This is a genomic window from Flavobacterium omnivorum, assembly GCF_900099915.1.
Lineage (GTDB): Bacteria > Bacteroidota > Bacteroidia > Flavobacteriales > Flavobacteriaceae > Flavobacterium > Flavobacterium omnivorum.
Genome location: NZ_FNDB01000024.1, coordinates 25923 through 38633, shown reverse-complemented (window position 1 = coordinate 38633; position 12711 = coordinate 25923). Strand labels below are relative to the sequence as shown.

General features: G+C 33.7%; 9 protein-coding genes and 1 pseudogene. 2 read left to right on the top strand and 8 right to left on the bottom strand.

The annotated features are described in order from the left end of the window. Nucleotides 1-225: 225 nt before the first annotated feature. Together BLS90_RS15585 and truA are read right to left on the bottom strand one after the other, a co-directional pair. Nucleotides 226-1980, bottom strand: coding sequence for an ABC transporter ATP-binding protein (locus tag BLS90_RS15585; RefSeq protein WP_091259266.1), 1755 nt, complete (start codon nucleotides 1978-1980; stop codon nucleotides 226-228). A gap of 84 nt (nucleotides 1981-2064) precedes the next feature. Then, a complete protein-coding gene (truA, locus tag BLS90_RS15580) occupies nucleotides 2065-2805 on the bottom strand; it encodes a tRNA pseudouridine(38-40) synthase TruA (protein ID WP_091259261.1) in 741 nt (246 codons plus the stop codon). Nucleotides 2806-3055: 250 nt separating this feature from the next. Between truA and BLS90_RS15575 the strand changes: the two genes are divergently transcribed. After that, nucleotides 3056-3553: a metallophosphoesterase family protein gene (locus tag BLS90_RS15575; protein WP_091259259.1), complete on the top strand. Its 498-nt coding sequence runs from the start codon at nucleotides 3056-3058 to the stop codon at nucleotides 3551-3553. Here the strand turns inward: BLS90_RS15575 and BLS90_RS15570 are convergent. The 3 genes from BLS90_RS15570 to BLS90_RS15560 form a co-directional block, all read right to left on the bottom strand. After that, a complete protein-coding gene (locus BLS90_RS15570; protein WP_091259257.1) occupies nucleotides 3528-5255 on the bottom strand; it encodes an ATP-binding protein in 1728 nt (575 codons plus the stop codon). The genes BLS90_RS15575 and BLS90_RS15570 overlap by 26 nt on opposite strands. 178 nt (nucleotides 5256-5433) lie before the next feature. Beyond that, on the bottom strand, nucleotides 5434-6096 hold the full coding sequence (locus BLS90_RS15565) for a response regulator (protein ID WP_091259255.1): 663 nt from the start codon (nucleotides 6094-6096) through the stop codon (nucleotides 5434-5436). Nucleotides 6097-6258: 162 nt separating this feature from the next. After that, the gene (locus tag BLS90_RS15560; protein ID WP_073354977.1) at nucleotides 6259-6672 is read right to left on the bottom strand and encodes a DUF4293 domain-containing protein; all 414 of its coding nucleotides are present in this window, start codon (nucleotides 6670-6672) and stop codon (nucleotides 6259-6261) included. 181 nt (nucleotides 6673-6853) lie between these two features. Between BLS90_RS15560 and rho the strand changes: the two genes are divergently transcribed. Further along, on the top strand, nucleotides 6854-8617 hold the full coding sequence (rho, locus tag BLS90_RS15555) for a transcription termination factor Rho (RefSeq protein WP_091259253.1): 1764 nt from the start codon (nucleotides 6854-6856) through the stop codon (nucleotides 8615-8617). Between the two features lie 115 nt (nucleotides 8618-8732). Here rho and BLS90_RS15550 read toward each other — a convergent pair whose 3' ends face one another. The 3 genes and pseudogenes from BLS90_RS15550 to BLS90_RS17190 all read right to left on the bottom strand — a co-directional run. Then, nucleotides 8733-9989, bottom strand: a complete 1257-nt coding sequence (locus BLS90_RS15550) for an RsmB/NOP family class I SAM-dependent RNA methyltransferase (RefSeq protein WP_091259264.1) — start codon at nucleotides 9987-9989, stop codon at nucleotides 8733-8735. Nucleotides 9990-10126: 137 nt separating this feature from the next. Beyond that, nucleotides 10127-12088, bottom strand: coding sequence for a KUP/HAK/KT family potassium transporter (locus BLS90_RS15545; protein WP_091259251.1), 1962 nt, complete (start codon nucleotides 12086-12088; stop codon nucleotides 10127-10129). 113 nt (nucleotides 12089-12201) lie between these two features. Further along, nucleotides 12202-12711: pseudogene (locus BLS90_RS17190) on the bottom strand (hypothetical protein); the annotation flags it as partial.

Genomic DNA, 12711 nt, shown 5'->3' with positions numbered 1-12711 from the left:
AAAAATTAAATAACCGTCCGAGAAAAAGATTTAATTTTGAAACACCAAATTATATGTTTAACCAAAAAGTTGCATTAGTAACTTGAATCCAGCAAAATTAAAAACTGTAAGTAGCGATTTATTAAAGTTTCTACATTCAAAAGTCATTGTTACCACTACCAATTTTTTAAATTTTAAACAAAGAACGAGTGGTCTTATATAATGGAATTGCATTACGAACTATTGTTAAATTGCCACCGAAAACTGCGAATCATATAAGTTTTTATAGTACCCTTTTTCACGATTAATTAATTCTTGGTGGGTCCCTTGCTCAACAATCAACCCCTTATCCATTAACACAATTTTATCCGCATTGACAATAGTGGCAAGTCGGTGTGCAATTACAATTGAAGTTCTGCCCTTTGTAATGGTTTCGGTAGCGCGTTGAATCAATTCTTCGGAGTAGGTGTCTATTGAAGAAGTCGCTTCGTCCAGAATCAAAATACTAGGATTACTCACATATGCTCTCAAGAAAGCAATCAACTGGCGTTGACCAGAAGAAAGCATTACACCACGTTCCTTTACATCAAAATTATAATTATCCGGTAAACTCATAATAAATTCATGAACGCCAATATTCTTGGCTGCAGCCAAAACTTGTTCCCGACTTATTTCAGGGTTATTCAAGGTGATGTTATTAAAAATAGTGTCAGCAAAAAGAAAAACATCTTGCAAAACGACGGCAATTTGTTTTCTTAAGGAACCCAATGTATAATTCTCAATATTGTGATTATCAATGAAAATAGAACCGCTGTTAATTTCGTAAAAACGATTCAGTAAATTAATGATTGTAGATTTTCCAGCTCCTGTAGAGCCTACAATAGCAACGGTTTGACCTGCGTTTACCTCAAGATCAATTCCTTTGATTACTTCCTCATCTGGAATATAGCCAAAACGGACCTTCTTGAACTTAATATCTCCTTTAAAAACAGGTGCTTCAATAATTCCTGTATCTTGTATTTGATCTTGTGTATCCAAAATATCAAATACACGATTCGCTGCAATCATCCCTAATTGCATTTCGTTGAATTTATCAGCAATTTGGCGCAAAGGATTAAATAACATTCCAATAAACATGGTGTAGGAAAATAAATCTCCAAAAGTGGTAAAATTATCCCCGTTTAATATCTTAATTCCACCGTACAATACAATAAAACCAAGTGTTAAGGACGAAATAATATCAGCAATCGGGAAGAAGATGGAGTTGTAAAGAATGGTTTTTATCCACGCTTTTTTGTGTTTGTAGTTAATTTCTTTGAATTTTTCATACTCAATTTTTTCACGATTAAAGAGCTGTACAATCTTCATTCCTGTTACTCGCTCTTGAACAAAGGAGTTCATGTTGGCAATCTGATTTCGAACTTCCTCAAAAGCTACTTGCATTTTTCTTTGAAATATTCTCGTGAAAAAAACTAAAACCGGCATCGCAACAATTACAATCCAAGTCAGTTTCCAGTTCATGTAAAACATAAAAAGCAATACCACAAGCATTTTCATCAAGTCACTAATAATCATGAATAGCCCCTGACTGAAAATTCTTGCAATAGATTCAATGTCTGATACAGAGCGTGTTACGAGTTGTCCAACAGGAACGTGATCAAAGTATTTCATTCGGAAACTCAAAATGTGTTGAAACAGTTTAGTCCGAATGTCTTTCACGATGTCCTGACCCAACCAGTTGGCCCAAAAAACAAAGTAAAACTGCGAGAATACCTCCAGTAAGAGTACAATTCCCATCAATACTACATAAAGTAATAATCCCTGCTGGTCTTGGGTTGCGATATATCCATCTACAGTTTGTTTCAATAAATACGGACGCAATGCCGCAAATACAGACAAAGAGATGGCAAATACAATCACGCCATTGAACCGCCATTGATAAGGTTTTGTAAATTTTAATATCCGTTTAAATAATCTAGTATCAAATGCTTTTGCTTTCATTTTTTTTGGAGCTATTCCTGCTATTCGTTGCAATCTATTTTGTTTTTAAAGAAAAACCAAATAGGATTTTCACTTCTATCAGGGCTATTGCGTAATGTATTCGTATTCTATTTTCGTTAAATATAAACCTTGCGCAGGAACCGAAAAACCTGCTTTATCTCTGTTTTTACTTTTTATAATGGCTGTAAAATCAGCCAAGGTAATTTTATGTAATCCTACGTTTACTAATGTTCCCACAATCGCACGGACCATATTTCGCAAAAAACGATTTGCCGAAATAGTGAAAATTAAGGTATTTTTTTCTTGCTTCCAATTAGCTTCAAAAATAGTGCAGTCAAATGTGTTTACATCTGTATTGACTTTTGAAAAACATTGAAAATCAACATGGTTGAATAACAATTGCGCTGCTTCATTCATCAAATCGAGATCTAACTTTTGATGGAAATACCAGCTTTGTTCTTGTGAAAAAACATCTTTAAATGTATTAATATGGTATTCATAGGTTCTTTTTAAAGCGTCAAAACGTGTATGCGCTTGGTCATGAACTGGGATAATGGTATAAATTACAATGTCTTTAGGCAAATAAGAGTTCAGTTTATGAACTAAACTCACAAGATCAAATGGTTTTTCAAAATCAAAGTGAGCATACATTTCTTTAGCATGTACACCTGTGTCCGTTCTTCCAGCTCCCATGAGATTTAAAGTGGTATTTAATACTACCGAAAATGCTTTATTCATCGTTTCTTGAACTGAAGCGGCATTAGGTTGGTATTGCCATCCGTGGTATTGGGTTCCGTTATAAGCTAATTTGACGAAATATCTCAAGTGATTTTTTTTGAAGCTACAAAGATACTTATTAATTTTTTTGCTAGAAAGGGGTCAAGTGTCAAAGTTTGTTAAGTTTCTGTTTGATTTTTTATTTGGATTGCGAATGTTTATTTTTACCACAAAATACTAGTCCTAATAGTAGTGAAAATCCTTGTTCTTTATTTTTTAATAGAGAACAAGATTGTAGAATATAGCGGGATATGAGTAAAGCGAACTGGCGAAGCAAATTGCCCTTAAAAAAATACTTTTGAAAAAAATACTTTTACTTTCCGATACCCACAGTCATATTGACGATACCATTTTGAAATACGTTGCGCAGGCTGATGAAGTGTGGCATGCGGGTGACATAGGCGATTTAGCCGTAACAGATAGCATCAAAAAGCTAAAACCGTTGCGCTGTGTCTATGGTAATATTGACGATGCAACAGCTCGAATGGAGTTTCCTTTGCACAATCGATTTAAGTGTGAAGGGGTAGAGGTTTGGATTACGCACATTGGTGGCTATCCTGGGAAATACAATCCAAATATCAAATCAGAAATAGAATTGAATCCGCCAAAATTATTTATTTGTGGACATTCCCACATTTTAAAAGTGATTTTCGATAAAAAATTTAATCTTTTGCACATGAATCCGGGTGCAGCGGGTAAAAGTGGTTTTCACCAAGTACGAACTATGCTTCGCTTTGTGATTGAGGGAGATAAAATCAAGGATTTGGAAATTATTGAGATTGAAAAACGGGTTTAATTATTTTTTTCTGATAAGTTATAGGAACATTTATAGTAATAGATGTGCCTAAATTAGGCTTCGAATTTATTTCCACCGTTCCTCTAAGATGATTAAGTCGCGCTTTAATTTGATTGAGTCCAAAACCTTCCAAAATATGGAATTTGGTGGAATCAAATCCTTTTCCGTTGTCTATAATAGCAAGCTGAAGTGATTCATTATTTTCCTGTATGGTTAATTTAGCTTGTCTTGCTTCACTGTGTTTTATAGTGTTGTTAAGCAATTCCATAATGATGAAATAAATTTTTATTTCAAAATCTTCATCATAGCGAGTTTTTCTATTTAAGGAACTGGAATATTCAAAGTGAAGAATACAATTCGAATTTTTTTCGCATAAATCATCTAAGGCGTCGAATAGGCCAAATCGGGCTAGTAGGGAAGGCATTAGTTCGTGAGATAAATCTCGAACTTGGTCATGGGCTTCTTCTAAAATGGCTTTCGTTTTAATTATTTCTTTTGAGGAAGACTGATTTTGCGAGATGCAAGCATGAAGATGCATTCCTGCTGATGAAAGTAATGCACTAATATTATCGTGTAAAAATGAAGCGATTTTTTTTCGTTCTAATTCTTGGCCGTTGATAGAGGCGTTGATTAAGTTCTCTTGAGCTTTGCTTCTTAAGTCTTTTAGTTTATTTTTATGCCTTAATTGTGCATTTTGAGAATAGAAATAGAAAAGAAAGAAGAGCAATAGCAGAATTGCAATTAATACTATAACAATCTTTTTGTTTTTGGATTGTTCCTGTAACAACGCAGATTCTTTTGTTTTAAACTCGTTTTCTATTTTATCAATTTCTCGTTTGTATTCATCAATTTGGAGGTTAATACCAGCGACATTAGCTTTGTTGATTTTTTCTTCGTTGTTTAATTCATCTACAATTTTATTGAAAAGTGCGAGGTTTTTATAGGCGTTCTCATAATCACCGTTTTTTAATAAAAACTTAGAAAATTCATAATGGGAGTAAGATAAATCCGATTTCTCGTTGCCTGCATTTCCTAGTTTGATTGCAGTTTTAAAATAAAAATCGGCTGCTTTCACATCATTTTTGTAATTATAATACATTCCATTCAGCATGTTTAGTGCGACAATGGTGGAACTGTCACCGTAACGCTTGTGGTGTTTGTTAATGTATTTTAAATAGGGAAGACCTTCTTCAAAGCGATTAATATCAAAATAAGCCCAAGTCAAATTAAGTTTTGTGAAAACTATTTGTGCAGAATCCTTAATTTTAGTGCTGTACTGTAACGATTTTTTATAGTAAAATATTCCTTTTTCGTACTGCTTTTTATCAAAACAATAAATATTACCTAAATTGTTGTTCAACCAGTTTTTTAGAACGTCATTATTGGTTTTGTTTGCATAAGTTAAGCCTTTGTTGTAATAGTAAAAAGCTTTGTCTGTTTCTGATAACTGATCAAAATTTGCTGCAATGGTATTGTAAGAACCGGCAATAAGGTTGTTGTCTTTCAAACGGATAGCCATATTTAAAGCAACTCTTGATTTTATCAATGATTTCTCATAGTTACCCTTTTTTAAAAGTTCATTGGCTTCTTTAGCTATGGAGATCGCGTCGTTTTTTGAAGGGAGTTTCGTCTGTGCTAAAATACTAAAAGAAGAAATATTCGATACGAAAAGCAATAAAATAAGAATGTGTTTCAGCAGCATAAAGTTCTAAATTTTAACCTTTTGGTTTCAACTGGTTTTAATTGTGGCTAGTTCCTTCATTTAAAAATATTTTTTTGAACTCTTATAATTTGATAAAGCTTTACTTCAAAAATTTAGATGTTAGAAATACGGTAAATTTACTTTTTACAACGTAAATAACTACACGGATTATACCAAATCACGATTTGATTAATTTATGTTTAATGGCATATTTTACGAGACTTATCGAGTTTTTGGCATCAAGTTTTTTCATAATGTTTTTTCGATGTGTTTCTACGGTGTTGACACTAATGAATAATTGGTCGCTAATTTCTTTGCCACTCAATTCAAGTGAAATTAAAATTATAATTTCTAATTCTCTTTCAGTTAAAAGTAAGTTTCCTTTCAGTTCGGGTTTGATTAATTTTGGATTGTCCTTCGTAACCGTACTAAATATTTTCTCTCTTACCGCCTTGCAAAAATATTCCTCACCGTTAGTAACCGCCAAAACTGCTTCGATAATATTTTCACCAGCACATTTCTTTGTCAAATAACCACTGCTGCCTAATTTCATGACTTCTTTTATTATTCTCAAATCATCGTGACTTGATAAAATAATAATTTTGCAAGGGAATCCTTTTTTAGCAAACTCTTTGATAACCTCAATTCCGTCTTTTTCTGGCATATTTATATCCAGAATTAGAATGTCTGATTTGTTGCGTAGCACTTCATCGTACAAATTAGTACCATTAATAGAAAACCCTACGACCTCAAATATAGGATTGGTATGGAGCAAAGTTCTAATTCCATCAATAAGGATTTGATGGTCATCAGCAAGATGAATTCTTATTTTATTTAACATATTAGGATTCTTACTGCCAAATTTATAGAAAATAAATAGCATTTTGGTTTTTTCATGAGATTTTTATTGTCTTTATTGATAAAGTTTAACTAGTAAGACACAAAAAAACCCGAATTGTTACATTCGGGTTTCCTTCGCACTAATAAACTAAAGTTTATAGGTTTACCTCAATCGGTCCACAGATTTTACAAGATCTTCATCCTTTTTGATGGCCTTATTAGCTAAAACTAATAACACGACAACAACTGCAGGTAGAAACATCCCAATACCTTTCTCCGAAACAGCAGGTGTTTCTCCAGATACGTTTAGTGAACGATATACAAACAATCCTAATAAAATCAAATTTAATATGATATTCAATCTGCCAATAACAAATTGATTTTGTCTTTTTTTATAGGAAACAATACTTAATACCGTTAGCGTGGTACTCAAACCTAATAGTATAGTATAGACTTGGCTTTGCATGAAATAGTATTCTTGACCTTCGCCCATTGTCCACAATGGAATAAAAAACAGCAAAATGCCAGTTACTACGAAAGCAAGAAGTAAATAAATGGTTTGAATTCTTTGTATCATTTGTTAAATATGTTTTACAAAAATATATTTTCTTTTTTAAAAATACTATTGTCTGAATGAATTTTATTCGTATTATTGCATGATAATTCCGTAAGCACTTCATACTGCGGTTGATTCAATTTAAAGTTTACTACCTATCTTTTACATTATTCCAAAAATTAATTAAACTCATAGAACATTCATGTTTGATATTTCTGCATTAAAAGAAATGAAGCTTTCTGAGCTTCAAGAAATAGCTAAAGCAGCTAAAACCATAAAATTTAACGGCGTAAAAAAAGAGACTTTGATTGGTCAGATAGTTGAGCATCAAATGGCTAATGTTGATACTAAGGTAAATACAAAAGCGGAAAGTGATCTGGAAGATGATAAACCTAAAAGAGTTCGCATAGTTCCTGTTAAAAAAGCAGCAATACAGAAAGCGCCTGTAAGTCCTCTATTTGAAACTGAAGAAATTGTTAAAGGAGATGCGGTTTCAGTTGAAAATATTATTCTTACTGAAGCGCTCACCGTACAAGAAGAGCCAGTCTTAATAGGGGAGCCTGGCACTGAAGAGAAAAAAGTAGGAAAGGTGATTAAGTTTAATAAATCAGCTTACGAAAAGAAAATCGCCTTAAAAAAGGATAAAGAAGAAGTAAAGGAAACGACTAAAGAAGACGATGCTGTTGTAGAAATAACTACTGAAGAAAGAGCCGACGCTGTTGTTCCTACAAAAAAAATAAATCCAAACCAGCTGCACAAGCAGAATCCAAATCCAAATGGAAATGGAAATCAAAACCAAAACCCCAATTTTAAAAACAAGAAAAGTAATTTTGCCGCTTCTGATTTTGAATTTGATGGAATTATAGAAAGTGAAGGAGTCCTAGAGATGATGCCTGACGGTTACGGTTTCTTGCGTTCTTCAGATTACAACTATTTGGCTTCGCCAGATGATATTTATTTATCAACTTCTCAAATTAGATTGTTCGGACTTAAAACCGGCGATACTGTAAAAGGTGTGGTTCGTCCACCAAAAGAAGGAGAGAAATTTTTTCCCTTAGTTCGCGTTTTGAAAATAAATGGACACGATCCTCAAGTGGTTCGTGACAGAGTTTCATTCGAACATTTAACACCAGTATTCCCATCAGAAAAATTCAAATTAGCTGAAAAACAAAGCACTATTTCAACAAGAATCATCGATTTGTTTTCACCAATAGGAAAAGGACAACGGGGAATGATCGTGGCTCAGCCTAAAACAGGTAAAACGATGTTGCTTAAGGAAATTGCAAACGCAATTGCGGCAAATCATCCTGAAGTATATTTAATTGTTCTATTAATTGATGAACGTCCGGAAGAGGTTACTGACATGCAACGCAGTGTGCGTGGTGAAGTAATTGCTTCTACATTTGATAGAGAACCGCAAGAGCATGTTAAAATTGCTAATATCGTTCTTGAAAAAGCAAAACGATTAGTAGAATGTGGCCATGATGTAGTGATTCTATTAGATTCTATTACACGTTTGGCTAGAGCTTACAATACAGTCCAACCTGCTTCAGGAAAAGTATTGAGTGGTGGTGTGGATGCAAATGCATTGCAAAAGCCAAAACGTTTCTTTGGTGCCGCCCGAAATGTAGAAAATGGCGGGTCTTTAAGTATAATTGCCACTGCATTAACAGAAACTGGTTCAAAAATGGACGAAGTTATCTTTGAAGAATTCAAAGGTACTGGTAATATGGAATTGCAATTGGATAGAAAGATTGCTAACAAACGTATTTTTCCAGCTGTCGATTTAACATCGTCAAGTACAAGACGAGATGATATGTTATTGGATCCAAAAACATTACAAAGAATGTGGATTATGCGAAAATACCTTTCGGATATGAATCCAATTGAAGCAATGGATTTTATTAATGATCGTTTTAAGAAAACGAAGAACAATGAAGAGTTTTTAATCTCCATGAATGATTAATAGAAGTTAAAGTTTTTTAGTTTAAAGTTGGAAAAAGATTAAGCTGAAAAAATAATGATATAAAAAAAAGTCCTCGAATTTCGAGGACTTTTTTTGTGAATTCTGGAGTTATATTCTATTCTATTTCTTTTTGTACTCTTTTTTCTTTTTGTTCTGAGCTTTCTTTTCGTTCTAATAAAGCCATATAAAATCCATCAAAACCAGACTCTGAGGCTAGGATTTTTTGATCTTTTACAAAGTTAAATTCCTTACCAATAGCTGTGGTCAAGAAGTGAGCAACCTGTTCTTGATTTTCGGATGGTAATATCGAACACGTGGCATAAACTAATTTCCCTCCCGGTTTTACAATTTTAGAATAGCTTTCTAAAACCTCCGATTGTACTTTACGAATATTATCAATGAATTCCGGTTTTAATTTCCATTTAGCATCGGGATTTCTTTTCAAAACGCCTAAACCACTGCAGGGGGCATCGATTAATACACGGTCTGCTTTTTCATGTAATTTTTTAATGATTTTTGTCGAATCAATGATGCGGTATTCAATATTGAAAGCGCCGTCTCTTTTGGCTCTGATTTTTAATTGCTTCAATTTGCTTTCATACAAATCCATAGCAATTAGCTGTCCTTTGTTTTCCATTAAAGCAGCAATATGGAGTGTTTTTCCACCCGCACCTGCGCAAGTATCTACAACGCGCATTCCTGGTTTTACATCAAGGAAAGCAGCTACTAATTGAGAGTTGGCATCCTGTACTTCAAAGAAACCTTGTTTAAAAGCATCAGTTAAAAACACATTAGCTCTTTCTTTAAGTACTAAAGCGTCAGGTTGATTTTTTAGAGTATCTGTTTCAATATTTAAATCCATCAAAATAGCTCGCAGCGCTTCTCTGGTAGTTTTAAGTGTATTTACTCTTAGAATTACTTTAGCAGGTTGATTTTGGGCTGTAATTTCAGTCGCCCACACTTTTTCTCCTAATTCTTTAACACCTAATTCATCCATCCAGTCTGGAATAGATTCTTTTAAGGCTCGCACTTTAGAAAGCTCATCAAAACGACCTTTAATTTTTCGTTCTGGAGTTCCTTCTAACTGACGCCAATCCGGAATAGGATAGCCTCTTAAAACTGCCCAAACAGAAAACATTCTCCAAAGATTATCTCGGTCAAATGGTTCTTTTACTTCGGCTATTTCTGCGTATAATCTTTTCCAACGTACAATTTCGTAGATGGTTTCGGCAACAAACTTTCTATCCGAACTTCCCCAACGTTTGTCTTTTTTTAAGGATCTTGCTACTACTTTGTCAGCATATTCACCTTCGTTAAAAATGGCATTTAATGCATCTATTGTTGTGTAAACTAAATTTCTGTGTAATCTCATTTTAAATAATTGAGGTGCAAAGGTACTATTTATTGATTGAATGTTATATTTTAAATAATGAATGTTATTTTTAAATTTTTTGACCAAAAAAAACATCGTATGAATACAATGTTTTTAAGTGATTTTAAACAGAATGATTATTTTATTCTGGTTAAGTCCATTTTCTCTGGCGCATGAAGCACGAGTGGGAATTTTTCAATTTTAACAGAACTGCTGTCCAAACCAAAAGCTCTTTCTTCGGATAAGCTTAATTTTTTAATTAAGAAGTAAGAGTTCATGATGATTTTCTCATGCCATCTTAGGTCGCTATCATTAGAAAGAAATTTTTCGGATAAGACAAATTTAAAATCGCCAATGATATTGTTTTTATTTAGCGATTCGTATCGACTTGTTATATCAACCTCTCCTTTTTTAACCATATCTTTAATAACTTCTCTAAACATCAAGTTAATTTTAGTAGGTTCTCTAAAACCAAGATTAAAGTCTACACGGTACAAGTCATCTTTGACAATTTCGGTAACTTTATATTCTGCTTTGTAAGGTTCTGTCACTATATTTACGTGAACAAACCAGTATATATCTGCTCTTTTTGGTCTTTTTTGCAAAATAGAATACATCACTTTTTCTTCTATTTCGTCTGTTCTACCAGCATTTGTCATATATACTAAGTGTGTGGCGTATTTTGGAATACTTAAATCAGCACTTAATTCAACAAGTACTTTTTTGTAATCTTCAATTTTAACAATTTTAGTATAACTTTTGTTGATTTGTTTGGCTAAGTACCATGTAGTCATGATGCTGATTAGAGAAATAGCTATAAAAAGAGTTACGTAACCACCTTCAGCAAATTTTGTAATGTTGGCAGCTAGAAAACTAAATTCAATTATTAAATAAATCGCAATCAAAGGTATAATAAAGTAAAGTTTCACCCTTTTCATTATCAAATAAAAATTAAGCAGAATAGTGGTCATTATCATACACAAGATAATAGCCAGACCATAAGCATGTTCCATATTACTGGATTCTTCAAAGTGCAGTACAATTCCAACACAACCAATAAACAATAACCAGTTTATTGAAGGAATGTACAATTGGCCTTTTAATTCGGTTGGATATTTGATTTTTACTTTAGGCCAAAAATTCAGTCTCATAGCTTCATTTATCAAAGTAAATGAGCCACTAATTAAAGCTTGTGATGCTATTACAGCAGCAAGAGTTGCTATGATGATTCCTATAGGTTGGAACCAATCCGGCATAATAAGATAAAATGGATTTCCATTTTTCCCACCCAAAGTTTGTAGTGTTGCTCCTTCGTGATGAATTAAATAAGCAGCTTGTCCAAAATAATTAAGTACTAGAGCAGTTTTTACAAAGATCCAGCTAATTCTAATATTTTTACGTCCGCAATGACCCATGTCAGAATATAGGGCTTCAGCACCTGTCGTACAAAGGAATACAAATCCTAAAACAAAAAATCCTTCAGGATGAATGGTCAGTAAATGATACGCATAATAGGGATTAACGGCTTTTAAAACCTCAATATTTTGTCCAATTTGTGATAAACCCAATATGGCGAGCATTCCAAACCAAACTAGCATTATTGGAGCAAAAAACTTCCCAACTAATTTTGTCCCAAATTGCTGTATAGCAAATAGAATAAATAAAATACTAATCACTATTGGAATGGTATTTATTTCGGGATAATAAGTTCTAATTCCTTCTACAGCAGAAGAAACGGAGATAGGAGGTGTAATAATTCCATCGGCTAACAATGCACTTCCCCCAATTATGGCAGGTACAATCAACCATTTAATTTTAGTTTTTTTGACTAAAGCGTACAAAGCAAAAATTCCACCTTCACCATGGTTGTCAGCACTTAATGTGATTAGGACATATTTTATGGTAGTTTGTAAAGTAAGGGTCCAAAAAACGGCAGATACGCCACCCAAAACAACGTCAGCGTTGATAATATGATCGCCTAATATAGCTTTCATTACATATAACGGAGAAGTTCCTATATCACCGTAAATTATTCCTAATGAAATTAATAAACCACCTAATGTTAATTTACTATGCAGGTCTTTGTTCGATGCGCTCATGTACTATTTTTAAAAAACTTGTCAAAAATACACTTTTAAAATAAATTAGAGCTTTTTATCCAATAAAAAAACACGGCTTCAAAGCCGTGTCTTATCTTTTCTAATCTATTTTATTACGATCTTCTATTGTCATTTCTTGAAGTAGAATTCCCACGTTGAGAGTCACTTTTTTGTGGTGCTGACTCTCTTGACGAGTTTCCTCTATTTTGCGAATCTGCTCTTTGTGGCGCAGCTTGTCTAGTCTGGTTTGTTCTGTTTTGAGAATAATCTCTTGGCGACTCTGCTCTTTCTGGCGCAGCTTGCCTGGCTTCGCTCGTTCTGTTTTGAGAATAATCTCTTGGTGACTCTGCTCTTTGTGGCGTTGCTTGTCTGGCCTGACTCGTTCTGTTTTGAGAATAATCTCTTGGTGACTCTGCTCTTTGTGGCACAGCTTCTCTAGACTGACTCGCTCTGTTTTGAGAATAATCTCTTGTAGAACCGCCTCTTTGTGGTGCAGCTTCTCTAGACTGACTCGTTCTGTTTTGAGAATTATCTCTTGTGGAACCGCCTCTTTGTGGTGCAGCTTCTCTGGACTGACTCGTTCTATTTTGAGAATAATCTCTTGTAGAACCGCCTCTTTGTGG

What these genes read in the sequence shown, in the direction of transcription:
- BLS90_RS15585 (WP_091259266.1), bottom strand. Translation starts at nt 1,980, where the DNA reads ATGAAAGCAAAAGCATTTGATACTAGATTATTTAAACGGATATTAAAA.
- BLS90_RS15570 (WP_091259257.1), bottom strand. Translation starts at nt 5,255, where the DNA reads ATGCTGCTGAAACACATTCTTATTTTATTGCTTTTCGTATCGAATATT.
- BLS90_RS15565 (WP_091259255.1), bottom strand. Translation starts at nt 6,096, where the DNA reads ATGTTAAATAAAATAAGAATTCATCTTGCTGATGACCATCAAATCCTT.
- BLS90_RS15560 (WP_073354977.1), bottom strand. Translation starts at nt 6,672, where the DNA reads ATGATACAAAGAATTCAAACCATTTATTTACTTCTTGCTTTCGTAGTA.
- rho (WP_091259253.1), top strand. Translation starts at nt 6,854, where the DNA reads ATGTTTGATATTTCTGCATTAAAAGAAATGAAGCTTTCTGAGCTTCAA.
- BLS90_RS15550 (WP_091259264.1), bottom strand. Translation starts at nt 9,989, where the DNA reads ATGAGATTACACAGAAATTTAGTTTACACAACAATAGATGCATTAAAT.
- BLS90_RS15545 (WP_091259251.1), bottom strand. Translation starts at nt 12,088, where the DNA reads ATGAGCGCATCGAACAAAGACCTGCATAGTAAATTAACATTAGGTGGT.